At 54.7% G+C, this 22748-nt stretch carries 24 protein-coding genes; 3 read left to right on the top strand and 21 right to left on the bottom strand.

Features of this window, described 5'->3' with window-relative positions; translation table 11 throughout:
- Window positions 1-4 precede the first annotated feature (4 nt).
- The gene (gene rhlB, locus ACT3TC_RS01790) at window positions 5-1279 is read right to left on the bottom strand and encodes an ATP-dependent RNA helicase RhlB (protein ID WP_441677079.1); all 1275 of its coding nucleotides are present in this window, start codon (window positions 1277-1279) and stop codon (window positions 5-7) included.
- A 145-nt stretch (window positions 1280-1424) separates the two neighbouring features.
- Here rhlB and ACT3TC_RS01785 point away from each other — a divergent pair, with 145 nt between their 5' ends.
- Window positions 1425-1673 carry a hypothetical protein gene (locus ACT3TC_RS01785; RefSeq protein WP_172116396.1) on the top strand — a complete coding sequence of 83 codons (249 nt, stop codon included), beginning with the start codon at window positions 1425-1427 and terminating at the stop codon, window positions 1671-1673.
- Complete coding sequence (gene xthA / locus ACT3TC_RS01780; protein WP_193056307.1) at window positions 1673-2512, top strand: exodeoxyribonuclease III; 840 nt, start codon at window positions 1673-1675, stop codon at window positions 2510-2512. Before ACT3TC_RS01785 ends, xthA begins: the two co-directional genes overlap by 1 nt.
- On the opposite strand, the gene ACT3TC_RS01775 is transcribed toward xthA, so the two are convergent.
- The 14 genes from ACT3TC_RS01775 to ACT3TC_RS01710 form a co-directional block, all read right to left on the bottom strand.
- Window positions 2505-3569, bottom strand: a complete 1065-nt coding sequence (locus ACT3TC_RS01775; RefSeq protein WP_193056306.1) for a hypothetical protein — start codon at window positions 3567-3569, stop codon at window positions 2505-2507. The genes xthA and ACT3TC_RS01775 overlap by 8 nt on opposite strands.
- A 4-nt stretch (window positions 3570-3573) precedes the next feature.
- The gene (locus ACT3TC_RS01770) at window positions 3574-4344 is read right to left on the bottom strand and encodes an energy transducer TonB (protein WP_193056305.1); all 771 of its coding nucleotides are present in this window, start codon (window positions 4342-4344) and stop codon (window positions 3574-3576) included.
- Window positions 4341-4748: an ExbD/TolR family protein gene (locus tag ACT3TC_RS01765; RefSeq protein ID WP_193056304.1), complete on the bottom strand. Its 408-nt coding sequence runs from the start codon at window positions 4746-4748 to the stop codon at window positions 4341-4343. The genes ACT3TC_RS01770 and ACT3TC_RS01765 overlap by 4 nt, the downstream gene beginning before the upstream one ends.
- Window positions 4741-5283, bottom strand: coding sequence for a MotA/TolQ/ExbB proton channel family protein (locus tag ACT3TC_RS01760; RefSeq protein WP_172116391.1), 543 nt, complete (start codon window positions 5281-5283; stop codon window positions 4741-4743). The genes ACT3TC_RS01765 and ACT3TC_RS01760 overlap by 8 nt, the downstream gene beginning before the upstream one ends.
- A gap of 1 nt (window position 5284) precedes the next feature.
- The gene (locus tag ACT3TC_RS01755) at window positions 5285-6649 is read right to left on the bottom strand and encodes a MotA/TolQ/ExbB proton channel family protein (RefSeq protein ID WP_444621428.1); all 1365 of its coding nucleotides are present in this window, start codon (window positions 6647-6649) and stop codon (window positions 5285-5287) included.
- On the bottom strand, window positions 6646-7431 hold the full coding sequence (locus ACT3TC_RS01750; RefSeq protein WP_444638904.1) for a DUF3450 family protein: 786 nt from the start codon (window positions 7429-7431) through the stop codon (window positions 6646-6648). The genes ACT3TC_RS01755 and ACT3TC_RS01750 overlap by 4 nt, the downstream gene beginning before the upstream one ends.
- 259 nt (window positions 7432-7690) lie before the next feature.
- Window positions 7691-8104, bottom strand: coding sequence for an NUDIX hydrolase (locus ACT3TC_RS01745; RefSeq protein WP_193053755.1), 414 nt, complete (start codon window positions 8102-8104; stop codon window positions 7691-7693).
- Between the two features lie 38 nt (window positions 8105-8142).
- Entirely contained in the window at window positions 8143-9114 is a 972-nt protein-coding gene (gene nrdF, locus ACT3TC_RS01740; protein WP_087109253.1) for a class 1b ribonucleoside-diphosphate reductase subunit beta, read from the bottom strand.
- An 86-nt stretch (window positions 9115-9200) separates the two neighbouring features.
- Window positions 9201-11384 carry a class 1b ribonucleoside-diphosphate reductase subunit alpha gene (nrdE, locus tag ACT3TC_RS01735; protein ID WP_253926942.1) on the bottom strand — a complete coding sequence of 728 codons (2184 nt, stop codon included), beginning with the start codon at window positions 11382-11384 and terminating at the stop codon, window positions 9201-9203.
- Window positions 11366-11803, bottom strand: a complete 438-nt coding sequence (gene nrdI, locus ACT3TC_RS01730; protein WP_172116387.1) for a class Ib ribonucleoside-diphosphate reductase assembly flavoprotein NrdI — start codon at window positions 11801-11803, stop codon at window positions 11366-11368. Before nrdI ends, nrdE begins: the two co-directional genes overlap by 19 nt.
- Window positions 11804-11810: 7 nt before the next feature.
- Entirely contained in the window at window positions 11811-12032 is a 222-nt protein-coding gene (nrdH, locus tag ACT3TC_RS01725) for a glutaredoxin-like protein NrdH (protein ID WP_087109257.1), read from the bottom strand.
- 252 nt (window positions 12033-12284) lie between these two features.
- Complete coding sequence (locus tag ACT3TC_RS01720; RefSeq protein WP_193053757.1) at window positions 12285-12896, bottom strand: superoxide dismutase; 612 nt, start codon at window positions 12894-12896, stop codon at window positions 12285-12287.
- Window positions 12897-13096: 200 nt separating this feature from the next.
- Window positions 13097-14023 (bottom strand): electron transfer flavoprotein subunit alpha/FixB family protein, encoded by a 927-nt coding sequence (locus tag ACT3TC_RS01715; RefSeq protein WP_172116385.1) that lies wholly within the window; start codon window positions 14021-14023, stop codon window positions 13097-13099.
- Window positions 14024-14079: 56 nt separating this feature from the next.
- Window positions 14080-14829 carry an electron transfer flavoprotein subunit beta/FixA family protein gene (locus ACT3TC_RS01710; protein ID WP_192526376.1) on the bottom strand — a complete coding sequence of 250 codons (750 nt, stop codon included), beginning with the start codon at window positions 14827-14829 and terminating at the stop codon, window positions 14080-14082.
- A gap of 392 nt (window positions 14830-15221) precedes the next feature.
- Here ACT3TC_RS01710 and ACT3TC_RS01705 point away from each other — a divergent pair, with 392 nt between their 5' ends.
- Window positions 15222-16886 (top strand): electron transfer flavoprotein-ubiquinone oxidoreductase, encoded by a 1665-nt coding sequence (locus ACT3TC_RS01705; RefSeq protein WP_192526375.1) that lies wholly within the window; start codon window positions 15222-15224, stop codon window positions 16884-16886.
- Between the two features lie 47 nt (window positions 16887-16933).
- Here the strand turns inward: ACT3TC_RS01705 and ACT3TC_RS01700 are convergent, their stop codons facing one another.
- The 6 genes from ACT3TC_RS01700 to tmk form a co-directional block, all read right to left on the bottom strand.
- On the bottom strand, window positions 16934-19141 hold the full coding sequence (locus ACT3TC_RS01700; protein ID WP_444638903.1) for an ATP-dependent helicase: 2208 nt from the start codon (window positions 19139-19141) through the stop codon (window positions 16934-16936).
- Window positions 19138-19722 (bottom strand): DUF1285 domain-containing protein, encoded by a 585-nt coding sequence (locus tag ACT3TC_RS01695; RefSeq protein ID WP_444638901.1) that lies wholly within the window; start codon window positions 19720-19722, stop codon window positions 19138-19140. Before ACT3TC_RS01695 ends, ACT3TC_RS01700 begins: the two co-directional genes overlap by 4 nt.
- 26 nt (window positions 19723-19748) lie before the next feature.
- Window positions 19749-20588: a TatD family hydrolase gene (locus tag ACT3TC_RS01690; RefSeq protein WP_444638900.1), complete on the bottom strand. Its 840-nt coding sequence runs from the start codon at window positions 20586-20588 to the stop codon at window positions 19749-19751.
- A 46-nt stretch (window positions 20589-20634) separates the two neighbouring features.
- Complete coding sequence (locus ACT3TC_RS01685; RefSeq protein ID WP_444638899.1) at window positions 20635-20967, bottom strand: PilZ domain-containing protein; 333 nt, start codon at window positions 20965-20967, stop codon at window positions 20635-20637.
- Between the two features lie 90 nt (window positions 20968-21057).
- A complete protein-coding gene (locus tag ACT3TC_RS01680) occupies window positions 21058-22044 on the bottom strand; it encodes a DNA polymerase III subunit delta' (RefSeq protein WP_193053762.1) in 987 nt (328 codons plus the stop codon).
- Window positions 22035-22688 (bottom strand): dTMP kinase, encoded by a 654-nt coding sequence (gene tmk, locus ACT3TC_RS01675; protein WP_441677068.1) that lies wholly within the window; start codon window positions 22686-22688, stop codon window positions 22035-22037. Before tmk ends, ACT3TC_RS01680 begins: the two co-directional genes overlap by 10 nt.
- Window positions 22689-22748: the final 60 nt, after the last annotated feature.

The following is a 22748-nucleotide window of genomic DNA, read 5'->3' as shown; positions in this document are numbered from 1 at the left end:
TGCTTTACAGCATACCTTCCGGCGGATGTTCGCAGGGCAGTTTGCCGTTGATATAGCGTTCGATCTCAGGCAATGAGAAGGCATCTTCTTCGCCCACAAAGCTGATGGAAACGCCTTTGGCGCCTGCACGACCGGTACGACCAATACGGTGAACGTAGTCTTCCGGGTCTTCAGGCAGCGTGTAGTTGATGACGTGGCTTACGTCTTCAATGTGAATTCCGCGGCCTGCCACATCCGTAGCAACCAACACTTGAATATCACCTTCGCGGAAACGCTCAAGCGTAGTGATGCGCTGGTTTTGCGGTACGTCACCCGACAGCATGGCCGCACTGATACCGGCTTTTTTCAGCAGGTCATCCAGCTTACGAACCAAATCGCGGCGATTACCGAATACCATCACACGCTCAAAGCTCTCTTGCTCAAGCAGGTTTACCAGCAGGCGCTGCTTATCGTCGTCCGAGACGAGATAAACACGCTGGTCAATATCCGCCTGGTTTTCAACCGTGACTTCAATCTCAACGTGGGCTGGGTTAACCGTCCACTGATTGGCCAGATTGAGAATATCGTCGGTAAAGGTGGCAGAAAACAGGAACGTCTGGCGCTCTTCTGTCTTCGGCGTGTAGCGAATAATACGCTTCACGTCAGGAATAAAGCCCATCGACAGCATACGGTCGGCTTCATCCAATACCAGCACTTCCACTTCAGAAAGGTCGATATCACGCTTTTGATGGAAATCCAGCAAGCGGCCTGGCGTTGCGACCAGGATATCAATCTTTTTGCCCAGACTTTCGCGCTGCTTTTGATAGTCCATCCCACCAACAACGCTGGCCACGTTCAACTGCGTAAAGCGAGCAAGCGCCTTGGCGTCTTTTTCGATTTGCAGGGCCAACTCACGCGTAGGCGCAATAATCAGTGCTCGCGGCGCACCGGGCTTTTGACCATCAGGTGCAGGCTCTTCAAGGAAGTACGCCATTACCGAGATCAAAAATGCAGCCGTCTTGCCGGTACCGGTTTGCGCTTTACCCACTATATCGCCACCCAGCAGCGTTGCACGTAGCGCTTCAGCCTGGATCGGTGTGCAGTATTCAAACCCTTGGGCATGAATGGCGCGCATCAACGGTAGCGGCAGATCAAAGTCATGAAAGCGCCATTTGCCAGCCACGGCAGGCACCTGAAACTGACGAAGATCCCAGCTAGACTGGCGGCGACGCGGTTTCCGACGGCGACGTTTCGGCTTGCGGTTCTGGGCCGATGCTATGGTCTGTTCCGACTCGCTCATAGGCTATGTATCTGTCCATTACTGTGAATGTTAGGCATCACGAAGCGCGTATTGTATCAGGGGTTGGCGCTAAGAGCGCGTCCTGCTGTCGAAGGTAGGCCAGAGCCTGTTAGAATATGGCTTAATTCGACATAAGGAGCGCGACATGACGCGTAAGAAAAAAACACGTTCTTTGGCTGACAAGGTGACGATTCGCACCGGGCGCCGCAAAGACTATAAACAGTGGCGCCATGATAACCCCGACCAAGTGACCTCATCACGCCGTTTTGTCGCCAAAAAGCAGCAGCAGCGTAAACTTCAGGCAGAGCGCAAGCTGGCGCGCCAACAGGAGGGCCAAAGTATCGCCATCCATCCTGACAAAGAGGCGGATCATACGCCAGAGGATAAATCGTAATGCGATTGGTTTCTTTCAACATCAACGGCATCCGCGCTCGGCTTCATCAGTTGCAGGCCTTGATTGATACCCAGCAGCCTGACGTTATAGGCCTGCAGGAAACCAAAGTACAGGACAGCGAGTTCCCCCTGGCCGATGTAGAGGCTATGGGCTATCACGTCTATTACCATGGGCAAAAAGGCCACTATGGGGTGGCGTTAATGTGCCGCCAAAAGCCCCAGGACATCTTTTATGGCTTTCCCGATGATGGCGAAGAAGCGCAGCGGCGCATGATTGGCGTACGCTTGCTGGCTAACGACGGCGAATCAGTCACCGTTTGGAACGGCTACTTCCCACAGGGTGAAAACGTTAGCCATCCGACGAAATTTCCCCATAAAGCGCACTTTTACCGCCAACTCACAAGTCTGCTCAACAAACATTACCGTGCGGACGAGCGTCTAGCGATTATGGGTGATTTTAACATTTCACCTGAAGATCAGGATATCGGTATTGGCGAGGCAAGCCGCAAGCGCTGGCTGCGTGAAGGCAAAGCAAGTTTTCAGCCGATTGAGCGCGAATGGCTGGCGGGCATCAAAGCCTGGGGACTAACCGACAGCTATCGCCTTTGCTACCCAGAGAACAATGAGCGGTTCAGTTGGTTTGATTATCGTTCCAAAGGCTTTGACCGCGAGCCCAAACGTGGCCTACGGATCGACTATATTCTAGTAACACAGCCGCTTGCCGACTGCATTCAGGCAGCGGGGATCGATTATGAGCTGCGCGCTATGGAACGCCCCTCCGACCATGCACCGACCTGGAGCGATTTTGCGATTACGCTCAGTACTTCTGACGTTAATTGAAATTGGCCAGCCACTGGCTGGCTTCTTCATCGCCCAACTCAGCTGCCTGAAAAAGTGCCTGCTCGGCCTGCTCTTCATTTCCCCAGGCATAAGCCAACTGCCCATATTGGCGCCAGTCCTTGGCCGCTTGGGTATATTCAGCCAATGCCTGCCAGGCACTTAGCGCATTGTCGACGTGCCGGGCCTGTTGCCAGGACGTGGCGAGCAAGCGTAACGAGTGCTCATCTCGCTCAAGCTCCCCCTTCGCCAAGGCATTTTCCACATGTTCAGCGGCCCGCGCAGGCGTTCCTCCGCTTCGATGCAACTGAACCAGTAGCCAAAAGTCATCCTTTGTTTCCAGCTTGCCCAACTGCCACGCCATTTCCCACAAGCCAGCGGCAACGCCTGGCTGGCCTGCCTGCTGGGCAAGCCCCGCTGCCTGCTGCCACGCGTCTCTATCGCTTTGTGGGCCCAGGCCTTCAACCAACCAGCCAAGCGCCTGCTCGCTTTGCCCTGAATGTCGTAGTACGGCAAGCGCCAGTGCTTGCTGGCTCTCATCAAGCGCTTGTGTTTGCTCAACGGCCTGATTCAGCCGCTCAGCGGCAGCATCCCACTGCGCCTCTTGCGCCATCAGACGCACCAACTGCCATAGCGCGGCGATATCCTGCTCGCTCTCTAGCCATTCGCTCAATAAATCAATGGCCTGCTCATTTTGCCCCGCCACACGCCGCAGCGACGCTTCTTCACGCAACCAACGCGCTGCCTGCTCTGCACCCACACCGCTGGTCTGACGCGCCAATGCGAGATGATCAGCGGCCTGAGCAGGCTTTTCCTGGCGAGCCAAAGCGCTTGCCGCCAGCTGATGGTAGAGCGCACTGGCCCAACGATCAGAAACATTTCCTCCAGCCAATCGATTCGCCTGGGCGGTGGCGCGTTCAGCCACGGTCTCAAACGCACCACTTTGCAACTGCTCTTGCTGCATTTTCAAATCACGAATGATGTCACCCGAAAGCGGTGCATCGGCCTGGGCGGCAGAAGCCCAGACACTGAACATTAGAATCCATGCTAAACGCTGCATTCCGCTACCTCAATTGAAACTCTATGCGCTGTGTGGCACGCCGGATCTGCTGGCTGCTGGCAAACTGCCACTGCCCAATAGCCTTTTGGGCGGCGTCATCAAATACACGCCGTGGCTGAGAATTCGTTACTCGAACGGAGGACCGGTCAACGCTACCATCGCGACGAATAATAAATTCCACCTCAACGAACCCTTCCATACCTCTGCGCTGCGCGCGCGGTGGATAATTGGGGTTAACACGATTGGTAGGCGCCACCTGCCCGACACTTACTGGCTCGTTGGAAGGCGGCGCTTCGGCTACCGGGGCCGCTTCACGCTGAGCGGGTGCCTCCGTGGGCGTCTCTACTGGCGCTGCTTCCTTCGGCGGCTCTGGGGATGGCTCAGGTGCAGGTTCCGGCTGCGGTGCGGGCTGAGGCTCGGGTTGAGGTTCGGGCGCTATTTCCGTTAACTCCGGCAGCTCATCATCCATCTCCACCGGCTCGACGGGTACGTCAGGTAGCTCTACATCAGGCAGCGTAATAGCACTATCGGTTACCGGAGGCGGCTCGGGTGTCGGCATGGGCGGCGGCGCCTGCTGAGGCGTGGCTTGCGCAGGCTGCGGCGCTGGCGCCTCTTGCTCAGGCGCCACTTCTGGCGCTTCCACCATATTCATGGTCATGGTCATTATCGGCGTTTCAGGCTCGCTTTCTGGCGGCGTTACCAGTAGCGCCAGCAGCCAAAATAGACCCACTGCCAGCGTAATTCCCACCAGAAAGGACACCGCATGACGCATCATGGCGCACTCCGGCTCGCAGCGACGGCCACCTGCTCTACCCCAGCCTCTTTAAGGCGATCCATAACTTCAATGAGCAGCCCGGTCGTCGATGCCTGGTCCGCCTGAATCACGGCAGACCCTTGCTCGGTCAACATACCGGCCACTTCCCGCCCTACGTGATGGACATCCACTGGCTTACCGTCCACCCAGACAGCACCTTCAGGCGTAATAGCCACCAGCACCTGCGCTTCCGGGCGTGGACTCGCCGCACTCGATTCCGGGCGTTCAATCTCGATACCGCTCTCTTTAATAAAACTGGTCGTTACGATAAAGAAGATCAGCATAATGAACACCACATCGAGCATGGGCGTCAGGTTGACTTCATTGCTTTCTGCGTTTGCGTCCATTGAACGGCGTCTACGCATCACTCTCCTCCAAGGCACGTGCCAGCCGGTCATGCAACCGCTGATCTTCTCGACGAATCACGTGCTCTAAACGACTAATAAACAGAAGCCCCACGACCGCAATCGCCATGCCGGTTAACGTAGGCAGCGTTGCACGCGCCACGCCATCAGCCATCGCGCGCGCTTGATGCGTATCACTCATCGAGAGACTATCAAATACGGTAATCATGCCGGTAACAGTACCCAGCAGGCCCAGCAAGGGGCAGAGCGCGACCAGCAGCTTTAACCAGGGCAGCGGACGACGAAGCCTGGCCACTAGTGCTTCTGTCCACACGTGGCGTAGCGTGCGCGCGCTCCAGCTGCGGTGGTCGCGGCGCTCCGCCCAGCGACGAATCAACTGCCGACGGGCGGAACGCCAGGTAATGCGGTAGTACCACCAGCGCTCTATCGCCATGCCGAACACCAGCACCGCGACCAACGCCAGCACGACCAGAACCGCACCACCGGCATCGACTAACCGCTCTACCGGTTCAAGCCAGAGAGGTAGCGTGGGCATATCAATTCACCGACGTAGCATGAGCAGTAGATTGAGCTTCCAAATGATCCGCCAAGGTCGCACTCGCCTCGCCTTCAATCACCTGGCTTAAGTGACGGCTGCGGCTTGAAAGCGCCGTTTGCGCAAACAGCAAAGGCACCGCCGTAATGAGGCCCAGCACCGTGGTGACCAATGCCTGGCTAATCCCCCCTGCCATGAGCTGCGGATCGCCAGTGCCAAACACGGTAATCGCCTGAAACGTTACAATCATGCCGGTCACCGTTCCTAACAACCCCAGCAGCGGTGCAATAGCAGCCAATAGCTTAACAATGGGCTGACCCCGCTCAATGCGCGGCAGCTCTGCTAGTACCGCTTCATCCAAACGTGCTTCTAACGCTTCAGGGGTTTGGTGCTTATCCATCTCTTTAAAGCGAAGCAACACGCGGCCTAGTGGGTTATTCGACTGCAACTGATTAAGCGACTGACGTTGGCGGCGCACGCGAAGACTCTGTAGCACCAAGTAGGCATATTGCCCCAGCGCCACCAGCAGACCCAACACCCCCAGCACGACGATGACATAACCGACGTACCCGCCCTGCTGGAAACGCTCCCACAGGCTAGGACGTTGAGAAAGCGCCTGTAAAACGGGGCCTTGAGTGGGGTCAATCAGGAATTCCCTGCTTTCTCCCTGATGGTAAGCCGCGAGCACACTTTGAATTTCGTCTGGCGTACGCGGCGCTTCGGCCAAATGACTGACGTCACCATCTTGCTGAAGTAGTGCATTTTCCGTAAACGCGGCGAAGTCACCCAATCGAACCACGTTACGGGGCGCGATCATGCCGCTGGAATCCGCGACCGGAAGCTCCAAACGTTCAACCTGCCCGGTTTTTGCAGCCAGCGTTGCCAGGCTGTCGACCACGTTTTCTAGCTGACGACGTTCAAGCACTTCCGCGTTATCCAGGCGAGGCGGCAGTATCTCTTCTTGCAAGGTTAACCAGCTATCTTCACCCAATGCGTTGCGCACTTCGGTACTGTGTCGCGCAAGGTTGGCCAACAAGCCGGAAAGCGCTTCACCCTGTTCGTTCTGGCGCTCGGTTAACTCACTGGCCTGCTCAGCCTGCTCGGTTTGCTGGGCTTGCAGCGCCTCACGCTGCTCCTCGGCTGACTGGTGGGCGGCGCGAGCCTCTTCAAGCGCTGCATTTAACGCTTGCTGATCTTCCAAAAAGCGCGCCAAGCGCTCCTGGTCACGCGCCTCAGCGGCCTGGCGTGCTTCGCGTAGCGATGAAACAGGCTCACTTTGCGCCGAGACGCCGAAACTGACGGCGACAAGCCCCACCAACAAACCAGCACTTACCAGGCGTTGCAGACGTTGACGATTGACGCTCATGGCTGACCTCCCTGCTGTTCTGCAACGGTAATGGATAGCGGCAACCTCAATAGATCCGGCGTGCGCTGGTCAGCGGCGATGCGCAGACCATTGCGGACTTCGCGCCGTGCTCGCTCATCCAACGGTAGCCATTCATGGTTGGCGGCATCCCAAACACCGCCTTCCCGAGCGTCTGGCGTCAGGTAGTAAAATCCAATTCTACCGACGCGTAGATAATCTACTTCCCGAGCATTGCCTTCAGGGCTTTGCAAACGTCCGCGCCAGTTATCAATGTCACGGCCGTATTCAAGCTCTACTCGCCATGCTTCTAATAAGCCGTTGATCCGCTCAACGGTGTTGCTGCTCTGCGCCTCATCAGAGTGCACGACTCGAGCCAAGCGCTCATCGCGCAAGAACGGCATATCCTGCTCAATCCAGCGCGTTAGCTGTGCTTGCATATCCTGCTCGATAAGCGGTAGCGCCGCGCGTGTCTCTTCCAGGGTATTCAGTGCAGTACTTAAACGCTTCTGACGTTCGGCTTCTTCTACCAAACGCGCACTTAGCGACGCGTTTGTGGCCTCCATTTGGCGAGTCTCACGCTCTAGCCGACGTAACTCTTCTAGCGCGCCCCGGGTCTCTTCATCGGCTGCATCAATTTGCTGCTGCAGGGCCGCCTGGGTTTGTTGGGCTTCTACGCTCTGGGCCGCCTGGCCCGCTGTTTCATCGCTTGCCATTAGCCCACCGCTGACTAGCACGAAGGCTAAGCAACACGTACGCACGGCAAAGAAAGACCTGTTCAGCACGTCGACTCTCCGTTACTGCCTAGCGAGCTTTACCATTAGCCACACTAGAAACCAATTAAGTATAAGAACGATTTGCGTTTAAATTCTACGCGTTAGCCTACCACCATCTCAATAAATGACAATATTTATCATTAACATTAAGACGTTTTTTTGCTTTATTTTGGGTATAAAAAAGGGCGCCAAATGGCGCCCCGCTTATAATGGTGATGCTTGATGTCTTAAACGTTCAACATGACACATGTCTTTATGGCACATGTCTTTATGACACGGTCCTTATGACATAGCCTTTGGTTAGCGGCGCGAGAGGAAGCTCCCACGCCTGCTCACGGCTTACCCATTTGGCTTCAGCGATTTCAGCGGCCGCCTCTACCGGCTCATCAATCACCAGCCCATAGAGCTGCGCTTCAATCGTCATGCCAGGCTCATTCGCCGCCGGGGCCTTCTGTACGCCCAAAGGAAGCAGCCGGTCTTCAGTGACATGCAAACCGAGCTCTTCTTTAAGCTCACGACATAGTGCTGCCAGTGCCGTTTCACCCAGGTCGATCTTACCGCCCGGCTGCATAAAGAAAGCGGTGCCCTGTTTACGCACCAGCAGCAGTCGACCATCCAGGTCACTTACAACCGCCGCTGCGATTTTCAGTACACTGGCCGTGTTTGGCGTTACATCTGGCATGGCCCTTCCCTCTTTTTACCGCTTACCGGATGAGACTATTAAAACTCCCAGTCATCATCTTCAGTGGCAATGGCTTTGCCAATAACGTACGAGGAGCCAGAGCCTGAGAAGAAGTCGTGGTTTTCATTCGCGCTGGGCGACAGAGCCGCCATAATCGTCGGGTCAACGTCGGTCACGCTACTGGGGAACAGCGGCTCATAGCCCAGGTTCATCAGCGCTTTGTTGGCGTTATAATGAAGAAATTTCTTCACATCTTCCGACAGCCCCACTTCGTCATACAGTGACTCGGTGTAGCGCACTTCATTATCATACAGCTCAAGAAGCAGCTCATACGCGTAATCCTTGACTTCCTGCTGACGCTCGGGCGTGGCTTCTGCCAAGGCTTGCTGGAATTTGTAGCCAATGTAGTAACCGTGTACCGCTTCATCGCGAATAATCAAACGAATAAGATCAGCGGTGTTGGTTAGCTTGGCGTGGCTGGACCAGTACATGGGCAGATAGAAGCCCGAATAGAACAAAAAGGACTCCAAAAATACGCTGGCCACCTGGCGCATCAACGGGTCATCAGAGCGATAGCGCTCCAGAATCAGTTCTGACTTAGCCTGGAGCGTGGGATTCTCTTCACTCCACCGGAAGGCATCGTCCACATCGCGCGTGGCGCATAGCGTCGAGAAAATCGAGCTGTACGAACGCGCATGCACCGACTCCATAAACGCAATATTGGTGTATACCGCCTCTTCATGGGGTGTGCGAGCATTTTCCATTAGCACCGGAGCACCAATGCTGCTTTGGATCGTATCCAGCAGCGTCAGGCCTGTAAACACGCGAATGGTTAGCTGCTTTTCCTGCTGGGTCAGTGTGTTCCACGATTGAATATCGTTGGAAAGCGGCACTTTTTCCGGCAGCCAAAAGTTACTGGTCAGGCGATTCCATACTTCAAGATCCTTGTCATCCTGAAGACGGTTCCAGTTGATCGCATTCACCCGCGATAAGCGTTGCGTGGTAGTCATGAAATAACTCTCATTAAAAGCGCCGTATTACATACGGCGCATCAAGTACAGAATATCAAATGCTGGCAATTTGCCAGGCACGGGTATTAAAGCGTGCAGGAAACACAGCCTTCCACTTCAGTACCTTCCAGCGCGCTTTGGCGCAGACGAATGTAATAGAGCGTTTTAATACCTTTTCGCCACGCGTAAATCTGCGCCTTATTGATATCACGCGTTGTCGCAGTGTCCGGGAAGAACAGCGTCAATGAGAGCCCCTGATCAACGTGCTTGGAAGCCTCAGCGTAGGTATCAATAATCTTCTCAGGGCCAATTTCATAAGCGTCCTGGAAGTAATCAAACGTGGACTCGCTCAAGAACGGCGCAGGGTAATAAGCACGCCCCAGCTTGCCTTCTTTACGAATCTCGATCCTGGCCGCTACCGGGTGGATACTTGAGGTCGAGTGGTTAATATAGGAAATAGAGCCCGTGGGCGGCACCGCCTGCAAGTTGCGATTATAAAGGCCGTGGGCCATTACCGAAGCCTTGAGCTCCTGCCAGTCCTGCTGAGTAGGCAGCGTGATGTCGCTACGCTCGAACAGGCCGCGTACTTTATCGGTGCGTGGCAGCCACTCCTGGTCGGTATATTTATCGAAGAACTCGCCCGTTGCATATTTGGAGTCTTCAAAGCCTGCAAACGTATCGTTATGCTCAATCGCCAAGCGGTTCGATGCGCGGATGGCATGAAAGGCGATGCAGTAGAAATACAGGTTGGTAAAGTCCAACCCCTCTTCAGAGCCATAATAAATGTGTTCGCGAGCCAGGTAACCGTGCAGGTTCATCTGACCAAGACCAATAGCGCGTGACTTGGCATTACCTTCGGCAATAGAGGGTACGCTACGTAGATTGCTCATTTCAGAAACCGCGGTTAACCCGCGAATGGCGATCTCAACGCTTTCGCCAATATTGCCGGCGTCCATTACCTTGGCGATGTTCATCGATCCCAGGTTACAGGAGATATCCTGCCCCATTTGGCGATAGCCAAGATCATCGTCGTATTCGGTAGGTGTGTTGACCTGCAGAATTTCCGAGCACAGGTTACTCATATTGATACGACCAGCAATCGGGTTCGCCCGGTTGACCGTATCTTCAAACATGATGTACGGGTAGCCCGACTCAAACTGCAGCTCTGCCAGTGTCTGGAAGAATGCCCGCGCATTGATTTTGTGCTTACGGATGCGCGCGTCCGCGACCATCTCATGGTATTTCTCGGTAACGCTGACGTCGCCAAACGGGACGCCATAAACACGCTCAACGTCGTAAGGCGAGAACAGGTACATATCGTCATTACGCTTGGCAAGCTCAAACGTAATATCCGGAATCGTCACGCCCAGCGACAACGTTTTAATGCGGATTTTCTCGTCAGCATTTTCACGCTTGGTATCCAAAAAGCTCAGGATATCGGGGTGGTGCGCATTCAGATAAACCGCGCCAGCGCCTTGGCGAGCACCCAGCTGGTTCGCATAGGAGAAGGCATCTTCCAAGAGTTTCATGATCGGGATAATACCCGACGACTGATTTTCAATACGCTTGATGGGTGCGCCGGACTCACGGATATTGCTCAACAAAAAGGCAACACCGCCGCCCCGCTTGGAAAGCTGTAGCGCTGAGTTAATCGAGCGACCGATCGACTCCATGTTGTCTTCAATACGCAGCAAGAAGCACGATACCAACTCACCGCGCTGCTGCTTGCCGCAGTTCAGGAAGGTAGGCGTCGCTGGCTGGAAACGACCGCTGATTATTTCATCAACCAAGGATTTTGCCAGCGCTTCATCGCCGCGCGCCAGGGTCAGTGCCACCATGCATACGCGGTCTTCATAGCGCTCAAGGTAACGCTTACCGTCGAACGTTTTTAGCGTATAGCTGGTGTAGTACTTGAAGGCACCTAAAAAGCTTGGAAAACGGAATTTGTAGGCATACGCCTGCTCAAACAACGCTTTAACAAAAGCGAAGCTGTATTGGCCGAGCATCTCCGCTTCGTAATAGCCCTCTTCCATCAGGTAATCGAGCTTTTCTTCCAGCGAGTGGAAAAAGACGGTGTTCTGGTTAACATGTTGCAGGAAGTACTGACGTGCTGCTTCACGGTCTTTATCCAGCTGTAGCTCACCGTTGGCACCGTACAAATTAAGCATCGCGTTTAGCGCGTGGTAATCCAAAGTACGCGCTTCGGAAGCTCCCGTAGCCGGCCGTTTGGGTTCAGCCTGGTTTTTCGTGACTAGGTTTGTCGTTTCCAAAACTCTTCTACTCCTTTGCGAACCTTGGCCACGTCATCGTCGGTGCCAAATAATTCAAATCGATACAGCAATGGCACACGGCACTTTTCTGCAATAACGCGACCAGCCAGGCCATACGCATCACCAAAATTAGTGTTACCGGCAGCAATGACGCCGCGAATAAAGCGTCTATTCTGCTCATCGTTAAGAAAGCGAATAACTTGCCCTGGCACCGCACCTTTTGCCTCGCCGCCCCCGTAGGTGGGCGTGATTAATATATAAGGTGCTGTGGCATGTAGCGTCGGTTCATCACGCCCTAGCGGAAGACGCTGTGCGGCCAGACCAAGTTTTTGTACAAAACGATGAGTGTTACCTGATTTGGTGGAGAAATAAATTAGGCTGCCGACCTGGGGTGTTGCAGCGGCGGCGTCCACCAACATAGCAATTTTACGCCAACGCTTGGATACGGTCCGGGCGGAAACCCGACCAGTGATCATCACCAGCAACGACCACTGGAAGCTGGCGGTAGCCAAGGGCTTCTACTTCTTGCTGGGCACCTGACTCAGCGGTGATATCAATAACGGTATACGCTAGACCCTGTTTATCCAGAGCACGGTAGGTAGCAGTACACTGAACACAAGCAGGCTTGCTATAAATCTGGATTGCCATGGTCATTTTCCCCTTTTCATAGCGGTATTTTTCGGGCAGAGCATATCTAGTACCTCCCCCCCTCTGAAGACATCACACATACTATATATAGACCATGGGAAAATCAATTCAAGCATATATAGTATTTTTTCATCCACAGGTTATTGACAGCTCATGCCCAGCCTACGGTCTGGAAACAAAAAAACCGCCCCACAGAGGGGGCGGCATTGTGCAGGCGCCAGCGGCTGGCATCCTGCCCGACATAGCGCTAAATTAAGCGATAGCAGCCTGATAGCGACGCTCTACGTCTTCCCAGTTAACGACGTCGAAGAACGTAGCAACGTAGTCAGGACGCTTGTTCTGATACTTCAGGTAGTAGGCGTGCTCCCATACATCCAGGACGAGCAGCGGCGTGTTGCCGTGCATCAACGGGTTATCCTGGTTCAGCGTATTTTCAACAACCAGCTTTTTCGCGGGAGTCACGGAGAGCCATGCCCAGCCGCTACCAAAACGACCTACGGCTGCCTTTTTGAACTCTTCCTTGAAGGAGTCCAGGCCGCCTAGTTCGCTATCAATAGCATTGGCAACATCGCCCTGAGGCTGACCACCACCGTTCGGCGACATCATTTGCCAGAACATGGAGTGGTTGGCATGGCCGCCGCCGTTGTTAATAACCGCTTGACGCTTGGCTTCCGGCACACGGTCCAGGTTTGAGACGAGCTCTTCAATCGCAACGTCCTCAAGGCCTGTGCCCTCAAGTGCAGCGTTGAGGTTATTGACGTACGTTTGGTGGTGACGCGAGTGGTGAATTTCCATGGTCATCGCATCAATATGCGGCTCGAGTGCGTCATAAGCGTACGGCAGTTCGGGAAGTGTATGTGCCATATTATCATCTCCTTGAGTGGCTTGCGTTGCGTTCATCATGATAGGTGTGGTCAGCCCACACCTTTTTCAACCGCTTTGGCGGCACTTTCTCACATTGCCCGTACTTTAGCCAACTACGGGCAGTTTATCTAATTTACTCTCCTAAAAAAGCCGGCTTTTAATAAGCCGGCTTGGGTAAACCAAGTCAATCCAGAAACGCCTTACAGCTTGCTCTCAAGTTCAGGCAGAATCTCGAACAAATCGCCTACCAGACCATAGTCCGCTACTTGAAAGATCGGTGCTTCATCGTCTTTATTAATCGCGACAATGACCTTGGAGTCTTTCATGCCCGCCAAATGCTGAATGGCGCCCGAAATACCTACGGCAATATAGAGATCAGGTGCCACGATCTTGCCGGTTTGCCCGACCTGCATGTCGTTAGGAACAAAGCCTGCATCTACCGCTGCCCGTGAGGCGCCTACGGCCGCCCCCAGCTTGTCGGCGATACCGTCCAGCAGCTTGAAGTTCTCGCCATTGCCCATGCCGCGGCCGCCTGAAATAACCACTTTGGCGCCACCCAGCTCGGGTCGGTCGGACTGTGCAAGTTCTTCTTTAACAAAGCTTGACTGGGTATTTTCAACCACCACATCGACCGCTTCTAGCGTAGCGCTGCCGCTGCTGGCAACGGCATCAAACGCGCTGGAGCGTACGGTAATTACTTTCAGCGCATCATCACTTTTCACGGTGGCGATGGCGTTCCCCGCATAAATGGGACGCAGGAAGGTGTCAGCGCTCTCAATGCCAATGACGTCGGAAAGCTGGCTAACATCTTTTAGGGCAGCCAAACGCGGCAACACATTTTTACCGGTTGTGGAGGCGCTCGCCAGCACATGGGTGTAACCACTGGCTAACTCCACCAGCAGCGCGCCCATGGGCTCAGCCAGTTGGTAAGCGTAAACAGCGTTATCTGCAACCCGCACCTTGCTGACGCCATCAAGCTTGGCGGCTGCTTCAGCGGCAGCCTGGACGCCCTCTCCAGCCACCAGAACGTCAATATCGCCACCGATGGCTTTGGCGGCAGCTACCACGTGAGCGGTGGCGCTGGCGAGTTGGCCGTCATTGATATCGGCAAGTACCAAAATGCTCATTAGATCAGCTCCTTTCAAAGCACTTATCTTGAAGAACTTATCTCAAAGAACTTTTCTTAAAGAACTTTGGCTTCGTTTTTTAGTTTATCGATCAATTCATCCACCGACGCAACCTTAATACCGCCTTTACGTTCTGCCGGGGACTCGACTTTCAAAAGGCTTACCCTGGATGCCACCTCAATGCCGTAATCGGCAGGGGTTTTGACGTCCATCGGTTTCTTTTTAGCCTTCATGATATCCGGCAGCTTGGCGTAGCGTGGCTCGTTCAAGCGCAAATCGGTTGTCACAATGGCAGGCAGCGTCAGCGCAACAGTCTGCAAGCCGCCATCGATTTCACGGGTAACGTTAACCGTATCACCATCAATGGCCACTTCTGAGGCGAACGTGCCTTGCGGCAAGTTGGTTAAGGCAGCCAGCATCTGGCCCGTCTGGTTATTGTCGGTGTCGATCGCCTGCTTACCCAGGATGACCAAGCCGGGCTGCTCTTCGTCAACCACCTTGGCCAGCAACTTGGCAACTGCTAGCGACTCAACTCGCTCGTCGGTTTCGATGTGAATAGCGCGGTCAGCACCCAGCGCCAGCGCGGTACGCAGCTGTTCCTGGGCGGCTTTGGGGCCAACGGTGACGGCCACCACTTCAGTAGCAACGCCCTTCTCTTTTAGGCGTACCGCCTCTTCCACCGCAATTTCGCAGAAGGGATTCATGGCCATTTTGACATTGGTAAGATCAACGTCAGAGTGATCTGCTTTGACGCGGATTTTGACGTTATAGTCGATGACGCGTTTAACCGCGACGAGTACTTTCATAGGTTCCTCGCTTGGCTGGTGGCAAAAGCCGTTAACCAAAGTCGGCACCCGCCCAGCGGACACCGCTTATAAAAGAGTCAGCCTCGCCATACGCGATGACGATGCCGAAGAGATTCATGCAAGCGTTTGATAGGCACGCAGTTACAAAACCTTGTTAATTTGCCACAGCCTGCCCAATGGCAACAATACCCATTCGCTACCGCTATAGTCGAACAATCACCAAACAGGGCTACGTTTGGGCCACTGAGCATGAAACGCGCTTTTAGCATCGTAGGCGTGACCTGACCACGGTATTATGCCTATCATGGAGCATAACCAGAAGCAAACGACCGTTTTATATTAAGGCCGTGTTTTTATAAGGCACTGCACTTATGAGAATAAGGAGAGACCAGGTGGAAAATGTTGAACGCGACGTCATGGACTTTGATGTAGTGATTGTAGGCGCGGGTCCTTCTGGGCTTGCCGCTGCCTGCCGCCTGATGCAGCAAGCAAATGAAGCCGAACAAGAACTGACCGTTTGTGTCGTGGAAAAAGGCTCTGAAGTCGGTGCGCACATTTTATCTGGCGCGGTGTTTGAGCCACGGGCGCTCAATGAACTCTTTCCCGACTGGCAAGAGCGTGGCGCCCCTTTGAACACTCCCGCCATTCGCGATGATGTTTACCTGCTCAAAGATGCCCAAAAGGCACAGAAGCTGCCCAATTCGCTGGTCCCCAAAAGCATGCACAATACCGGCGGTGATCAAACGCGCTACGTGATCAGTGCTGGTAATCTGTGCCGCTGGCTTGCCGAGCAAGCTGAAGCGCTGGGTGTTGAAATTTTCCCCGGCTTCGCCGCCCAGGACGTCATTATTGAAGAAGATGCCGTACGCGGCATTTTGATAGGCGATATGGGCGTCGCCGCTGACGGCACGCCGAAAGATGGCTATATGCCGGGCATGGAGCTGCGTGCCAAATACACGCTGTTTGCTGAAGGCGCGCGTGGTCATTTAGGCAAACGCTTAATCAAGCATTTTTCCCTTGATGCTGGACGCGACCCGCAACACTACGGCATTGGCCTAAAAGAGCTCTGGGACGTTCCCGCTGACAAGCATGAACCCGGGCTTGTGGTTCACGGTTCTGGCTGGCCGCTGGATAAAGATACCTCTGGGGGCTGGTTCCTGTATCACGCTGAAAACCAGCAGGTAGTGGTTGGCCTGATTATGGATCTTTCCTATCAGAACCCCTGGCTTTCGCCGTTTGATGAATTTCAGCGCATGAAGCATCACCCGGCGCTTAGCCAATATCTGGAAGGCGGTAAGCGTGTAGCTTACGGCGCCCGAGCGCTCACCAAAGGAGGTTTTAACTGCCTGCCTAAAATGACGTTTGCAGGCGGCCTACTAATTGGCTGTGATGCAGGAACCCTTAATTTCTCCAAAATCAAAGGCCTGCATACCGCCATGAAGTCAGGCCTGGTGGCCGCTGAAAGCGTTTTTGAAGCCCTAAAAGCAGGTGATGAAGGCGCGCAAGAACTGGCTAGCTTTACCCAAAAGTGGGAAGCCAGCTGGGCTTACGAAGAGCTTAAAGAAAGCGCAAGCTTTGGACCCGCCATGCATAAGTACGGCACCGTGGGTGGCGGCGCTTACAACTTTGTTAATCAGTTGCTGGGCAACAAGCTGCCCAATGTTCACGACACGACCACTGATTACGGCGCTCTAAAACCGGCGGCTGAGTTTGAAAAAATCAATTACCCCAAGCCGGACGGAAAGCTCTCGTTTGATAAGTCCTCTTCGGTGTTTCTCTCCAACACCAATCACGAAGAGGACCAGCCGTGCCACCTGCACCTGGACGATCCTGACATTCCGATTAAGCACAACTTACCCAAGTATGCCGAGCCGGCCCAGCGTTACTGCCCTGCAGGCGTGTATGAAGTGGTAGAGGATGATGCTGGGCAGCCACGTTTTCAGATCAACTTCCAGAACTGCGTGCACTGCAAAACCTGTGACATTAAGGACCCGGCCCAGAATATTACCTGGGTAGCGCCTGAAGGCGGCGGCGGGCCCAACTATCCCAATATGTAAGCTGTAAACAGCAGGCGCCAAACAGAGCCACTTGCACCGCCTAACAGTTAGGCGGATTGCACAGGTGGCTCTAATCGCTCAATGGGTGCGCGGCGAGCAATTAAACGTCGCCTGCCTGCTTGAACAAAACGCACATCAATGACCGGATCAGAGGGATTACCTTCTACCGAGGCAATCTCTCCCTCACCAAAAACGGCGTGATGCAGCCGCTGTCCGGGGTAAAAGTGCTCCCCTGGCGCATAAGCGGCCTGGGGCTCCTTCACCTCGGGCGCCGTTAACGTAATATCGTCACGCCCTAACCGCTCAAGATAGCGTTGTACAATCGCTGGCGAAGCCGCCCGTAACACAGCGCTTGTGGGCTCGCTCTTCGCTAGACACTCGGCAACCTGCATGCTGTCCTGCCATGCGCTTTCAGCAATAAAGCGACTTGGACGATGCGAGCCACCATCGTGCATAACCAGAAGCTGCTCTTCTGCGCGAGTAATCGCGACATAAAAGAGTCGGCGTTCTTCTTCAAGGCGCTCATCGCTCAGTGGCGTATCCCGGCTATAATGCGGGAAGTCTTCCTCATTGACGCCGGCGACTACCACAAGCGGCCACTCCAACCCTTTGGCACCATGCACGGTTGAAATCAGGACACCCCCGGCCTGGTTTTCAACCGGACGCTCTAATAACGCTATAAAGGCGTCCGGATCAGGCACGCTTTGAGCCTGTTCGATCAGCACATCCAAAAGGCGGACGTCCTCTTCGCCTTTATCCCGCCGGGCTGCGGCACGCTTTAGCGTTTTTTCAGCGTCGATGCTTTCCACCACATGGCTAAGTAATTTAGCGGATGGCCATGCACGTAGCCGGGGAAGCTCACACAATAACGTCCAGCGTTTTTTTAACGTACGCCGTTGAAGCGGCTTTAGCTCAGTAAGCACGGGGTCATGCCGTTCTGGCCACTCTTGCGTAGTGGCCAACTGGTAGGCCAAGCGCTGTAGCCGTTCCCGCGCGACAAAAGGCGTTGGCTGAGAGAGCAGTAACAGCAAGTGTTCTGGGTCGTGGAGAAGCTCAGGACGGCGAGATAGCTTTAAGTAACCCACTAACGCCTGCGCCAACGGTAAGCGAAAAACAAAACGATCTTCACGCAGTAAGCGAAAGGGGATGCCGGCCTGCAATAACGCCAGCTGGAACGGCACGGAAAGTGCCCAACTGCGCACTAACAGGCTGACCTGGTGAAAAGTGCGCCCCTGCGCACTCCAATCCATCAAGGTATCCAGCAGGACAGCACTTCCCTGCCCAACCGACACCCGCGTATGCGGATTATTTGCCGCCGCTAAACAGAGCTGATCGGGGCGTCGTTGATTGGCAACAATCGCATGATTCGCGGTTAATGCCAGCGCATGCCCATGGCGAAACGTCGTTGATAGTGGGTAATCGGTGGGCTGCCCGAAGGTCGCGGTAAAATCCTCCAGCATGGTGTCCGGTCGCGCACCACGCCACTCGTAAATGCACTGATTGGCATCCCCTACCGCCATAACCGCCGCCGTGCTACCCGCCAATACCGCAAGGAGGCGTTGCTGCGCCGCGTTGATATCCTGATACTCATCAATAATGACGTGGTCCAAAAAGCCTTCCACACGCTGGCGTAACGTAGCGTCAGCTTCCAGCGCCTGGAGCGGCCGATACAGCAAATCGGCGTAGGTCATAAGACCTTCATCCGCGAGCATTCGCTCTGCTTCGTTAAACGCGCTGGGGAAGTAATCAGTGTCCGGCTCGTAGTTAAGCCGCTCATAAAGTGCTTGAGGTTCGGCCATTTCTGCTTTGACCAGATTACAAAAATGCGCCAGCGCCTCCAGGCGCTCGCCCTCAATGGCCGCATCGCGCCGCTCAACGCTTTCACGCAGTACATGTAAACTGGCCTGGCGAAGCAAGCGCTCCAACTGCCAGTCAGCCGACAGCAATCGGCGTGGTGCGAGCACTCCCCAACGGCACAGACTTTGGGTTAATCGATGCCCCAGCGAGTGAAAAGTACGCACCGCAGGCAGCGCCTGCCCGAAGGGGGCCATGCTTACCAAGCGTTGATGAAAATCATCCCGTGCTGAGCGGTTAAACATCAATATCAACATCCGCTTGGGCGCAACCCCACCGGCCAGCAGATGCAGCACTCGGGCTGCCATGGTGGTGGTTTTACCCGCACCGGCGACTGCCGCTACTCTGGCATGGCCGTTTTCATGATGGACAACAGCGTGTTGTTCTGCGGTTAACTTCACAAAGCCTCACTCGGTGCGCCATTATCGCCGCCAGCGGCGTCCTCAGCATCCACACAGCCGAGTGGAAACCACTCACCGGCGCTCCACACACCGACTTCACACTGGCCATTAGCCAGTGTTTTCATACTTGCTGCATCAACCAGTTGATAAAACACATGGCGATGTAATCGGGCGGATAACCCATACCGGACAGCAATTTCCGGCAGCATCTCGCCACCTTGAGTCTCGCTGAACGCTAGAGGGTGTGTCGCGTCAAGGCGCACGACATCTTCAAACTGGGTCGTAAACCACCAGGCATCCTCATGAAAGTCGGCCTCAACAGCCACAAAAGGCAAATCGTCTACCTGGAGACACCAGCGCTCAACAGGCGTCACTAGGCAGTAGCCTTCCGGGTCGTGGCGCAACAGCGAGGATAGCAAACGCGCAACATCAGGGCGGGCAAACGGCTGCCCTTCGTGTAACCAGGTGCCGTCTGCTTGAATCACAATATTGATATCGCCAGACAGCGCTGGCCGCCACTGATCCACAGGCGGAATAGTGGCCCCACTTTGACGCTGCTGCAGGAGTCGATCAATATTCATTGCATCCGCCTTGCGCTAAATACCGCTTAACGTGAAGACACGAGCCCAGACTGCGCCAGGGCTTGTTTAACATGCGCAGGCGCATCGGGTACGGCCGCTTTAAACAGCTGAAAGAAGTTGGCCGTCGTTTGCATGGCCACTTCATCGACGCTGATGCCCCGCGCTTTGGCGATGCACTCTGCCACTTCAACAACCCACGCAGGTTCGTTGGGTTTGCCACGGTAAGGCACAGGGGCCAAGTAAGGACTATCGGTTTCAATAAGCAGACGATCCAGCGGCAGTTGGCGGGCCAATTCACGCAGCGACGCCGCGTTATTAAAGGTAATAATACCGGACAACGAAATATAGAAGCCAAGCCGCACCGCTTCACGCGCCATGTCCAAGTCTTCAGTAAAGCAGTGGAGCACACCACCGACACGTGGATCGCTATATTCTCGCAACAAGGCAAGCGTGTCTTCCTTGGCTTCCCGGGTATGCACGATAACGGGCAACTCAAGCTCGCGGGCAGCGATCAAGTGCTGCTTAAAGCGCTCATACTGCACCGCAACCGGCACGCTTTCCTGATAGTGGTAATCCAGCCCGGTTTCACCAATGGCAATGGCGCCGTACTGCTCTGCGGCTTCTTGAATATCACTCGCCACTGGCTCTTGCACAGGCGTATGCAGCGGATGAAGGCCCGCCGAAATAGCGACGTCGCTATGCTCACGAGCAATCGCAGCGAGCCCGGGCATATCCTCAAGGCTCACTGAAATCGCCAAAAACTGGCTAACGTTTGCAGCTCTAGCCGCGTTTAACGTGGCGGCGATATCACCACCATGCGTGTGCTCCGACAAACGATCCAAATGACAGTGCGAATCAACAAACATGAACGTCTCATCAACCAAAAAGAGAAATAAAAAAGGCAGGATAACGCTAAAGCGTCAATGAGGGAGCCGTATGATCATCAGCTTCCAGCAGCATTTCGATGTGCTCGCGCAGAGCGCTATCCTTAAAGCTAAAGTGAACGCCAATTCCCGCAACACGCTGGCTACTTATCTCGTCAGGCGATACCCATACGACATCACCCGAAACCGTCAGGTGCTCACACTCACCTGGCAACGTGAGCAATAAAGTGACCTGATCACCCAGTGCATAGGGCGTTTTAGTCGGTACAAACAGGCCTCCACGCTCCAAAAACGGCATATAAGCTGAAAATAGCGTAGACGTATCAGGCACGGTGAGGGCAAGGGCTTTTTGAATACTCATATCAACCTCGCTAGCCGGTAAATCCATGACCACCATCGTAACGACATGACTAGAAGGTGATGGTTGAAATCCATAGCCAACGCAATAACGCTATGAGCGCAGAAGCGCTGCCCAACGCACTAGCCATGCTTCAAGCACCAGTTGCGGGTTTGGATTGGCTCCAACCGCTAACAGGCGCCGCTGCTCTCGGGCGTAATCCAGCAAACGAAACCAATCCTGCGCACGGCCATTTTTGACCGCTTGGCGGTAAAGGGGTTCTAAATCGGGATTGTGCAGTACGCTTGCTTCACCTGAAATACCCAAGCGAATTAAGTCTTCAAGCCATGCAATACCGTACCACAAGATAGCGTCAATCGCTTGGCGGTCCAGCCGTGCGGCCTCCGATACCGGCTCAGCGCCTCGCACCAATTGCTCAAAGCAGTCATGAATCTGGTGGCGTAATGCCCGCTCTTCAGGCGAAGCTAATTCAGCCGCCAAAAGCGGCAAACCACCCGACACCCGCCACCAAAAATACGCCTCTTCCTCACCGCCCAACTGTTCGATTAACCAACTGCGACACGCAGTAAAAGGCACACTGGGAAACGACCACTGCTGGCACCGGGAACGAATAGTCGCCAACATGCGAGATGGCACATCAGAAAGCAGAATAAACAGCGTTTTAGCGCCAGGCTCTTCCAGGCTTTTAAGCAACGCATTGGCCGCGGCGATGTTCATGCTCTCGGCCGGTGAAAGAACAATCACACGATAACCGCCCTGTTGGGCGGTCTGTGAGACAAACCGATTAACCTCGCGAATAGGGTCAATACGTATCTGGCGCTTGCCTTCTTCCGGCGAAACCCGCAACAGGTCCGGATGATAACCCGACGCCAGCATGGAACAGCTATGACACTGGCCGCATGCCAGCACATTCGGGCTTGCGCACAACGTGCGGGCAATTAGCGCCTCTGCCAGCTGCTGCTTACCCACACCGTGAGCGCCACTTAACAAAATGGCATGGGGCATACGCCCCTCATCTGACAGCCGCACCAACTGCTGCCATGTGGCCTCATGCCAAGGCAGTAGACCACTTAACGCCATAGCGCTATCCGTTCGGCGAGCACATCCTGAATATCGGCTTGTACGCTAACCAGCGACTGATGGGCATTAATGAGCGCAAAGCGCTTAGGCTCAGCACTGGCACGCTCCAGGTAGGCGTCACGGACAGCTTGAAAGAACTCGCCCCGCTCTTGCTCAAAGCGGTCACGCTGCTCATTTTGACTGTTAAGCCGTGACTCCAGGCGCGACTGCGCCGCCGTTAACGGCATATCAAGCAGTAACGTCAGATCTGGCGTTAGCCCCTTCTGCACAAAGGCTTCAAGCTGGGCAATGCGCTCAACCGACATACCCCGCCCGCCGCCCTGGTAGGCAAAGGTCGCGTCAGTAAAACGGTCGCATACCACCCATGCACCGCGCTCCAATGCAGGCACTATTTTTTCGGCCAGATGCTGCGCTCGCGCGGCAAACATGAGTAACAGCTCAGCATCGGCGTGCAATGGCTCCTGGGGAGCAGGGTCCAGCAGTAGCGCGCGGATCGCCTCGGCGCGCGGCGTCCCCCCCGGTTCGCGGGTGCTCACCACGTCAAGACCTTGCGCTTCCAGCGCTGCGACCACAAAAGCCATATTGGTGGATTTACCTACGCCCTCACCGCCTTCAAGCGTAATAAAGCGTCCCCGCTTGGTCATTGCCATCCCTTAATCAACGCGTGCATCGTTGAGATTAACTTCATGAAAACCGACACTTTG

The organism is Halomonas sp. AOP27-A1-41 (genome assembly GCF_052378605.1).
Taxonomy (GTDB): Bacteria; Pseudomonadota; Gammaproteobacteria; order Pseudomonadales; family Halomonadaceae; genus Vreelandella; species Vreelandella citrativorans.
The sequence above is the reverse complement of the archived record's forward strand: the minus strand, read 5'-3'. Positions and strand labels throughout refer to the sequence as shown.

Coding starts and splice junctions, on each gene's coding strand:
- ACT3TC_RS01760 (WP_172116391.1), bottom strand. CDS start 5,283: ATGCCCACGCTACCTCTCTGGCTTGAACCGGTAGAGCGGTTAGTCGAT.
- ACT3TC_RS01710 (WP_192526376.1), bottom strand. CDS start 14,829: ATGAAAGTACTCGTCGCGGTTAAACGCGTCATCGACTATAACGTCAAA.
- ACT3TC_RS01690 (WP_444638900.1), bottom strand. CDS start 20,588: ATGTTTGTTGATTCGCACTGTCATTTGGATCGTTTGTCGGAGCACACG.
- nrdI (WP_172116387.1), bottom strand. CDS start 11,803: ATGTTGGTGGACGCCGCCGCTGCAACACCCCAGGTCGGCAGCCTAATT.
- ACT3TC_RS01770 (WP_193056305.1), bottom strand. CDS start 4,344: ATGATGCGTCATGCGGTGTCCTTTCTGGTGGGAATTACGCTGGCAGTG.
- ACT3TC_RS01695 (WP_444638901.1), bottom strand. CDS start 19,722: ATGAATATTGATCGACTCCTGCAGCAGCGTCAAAGTGGGGCCACTATT.
- ACT3TC_RS01745 (WP_193053755.1), bottom strand. CDS start 8,104: ATGCCAGATGTAACGCCAAACACGGCCAGTGTACTGAAAATCGCAGCG.
- ACT3TC_RS01680 (WP_193053762.1), bottom strand. CDS start 22,044: ATGGCGTTAAGTGGTCTACTGCCTTGGCATGAGGCCACATGGCAGCAG.
- nrdF (WP_087109253.1), bottom strand. CDS start 9,114: ATGACTACCACGCAACGCTTATCGCGGGTGAATGCGATCAACTGGAAC.
- ACT3TC_RS01685 (WP_444638899.1), bottom strand. CDS start 20,967: ATGAGTATTCAAAAAGCCCTTGCCCTCACCGTGCCTGATACGTCTACG.
- ACT3TC_RS01785 (WP_172116396.1), top strand. CDS start 1,425: ATGACGCGTAAGAAAAAAACACGTTCTTTGGCTGACAAGGTGACGATT.
- ACT3TC_RS01715 (WP_172116385.1), bottom strand. CDS start 14,023: ATGAGCATTTTGGTACTTGCCGATATCAATGACGGCCAACTCGCCAGC.
- ACT3TC_RS01775 (WP_193056306.1), bottom strand. CDS start 3,569: ATGCAGCGTTTAGCATGGATTCTAATGTTCAGTGTCTGGGCTTCTGCC.
- rhlB (WP_441677079.1), bottom strand. CDS start 1,279: ATGAGCGAGTCGGAACAGACCATAGCATCGGCCCAGAACCGCAAGCCG.
- ACT3TC_RS01755 (WP_444621428.1), bottom strand. CDS start 6,649: ATGAGCGTCAATCGTCAACGTCTGCAACGCCTGGTAAGTGCTGGTTTG.
- tmk (WP_441677068.1), bottom strand. CDS start 22,688: ATGACCAAGCGGGGACGCTTTATTACGCTTGAAGGCGGTGAGGGCGTA.
- ACT3TC_RS01765 (WP_193056304.1), bottom strand. CDS start 4,748: ATGCGTAGACGCCGTTCAATGGACGCAAACGCAGAAAGCAATGAAGTC.
- xthA (WP_193056307.1), top strand. CDS start 1,673: ATGCGATTGGTTTCTTTCAACATCAACGGCATCCGCGCTCGGCTTCAT.
- nrdH (WP_087109257.1), bottom strand. CDS start 12,032: ATGGCAATCCAGATTTATAGCAAGCCTGCTTGTGTTCAGTGTACTGCT.
- ACT3TC_RS01720 (WP_193053757.1), bottom strand. CDS start 12,896: ATGGCACATACACTTCCCGAACTGCCGTACGCTTATGACGCACTCGAG.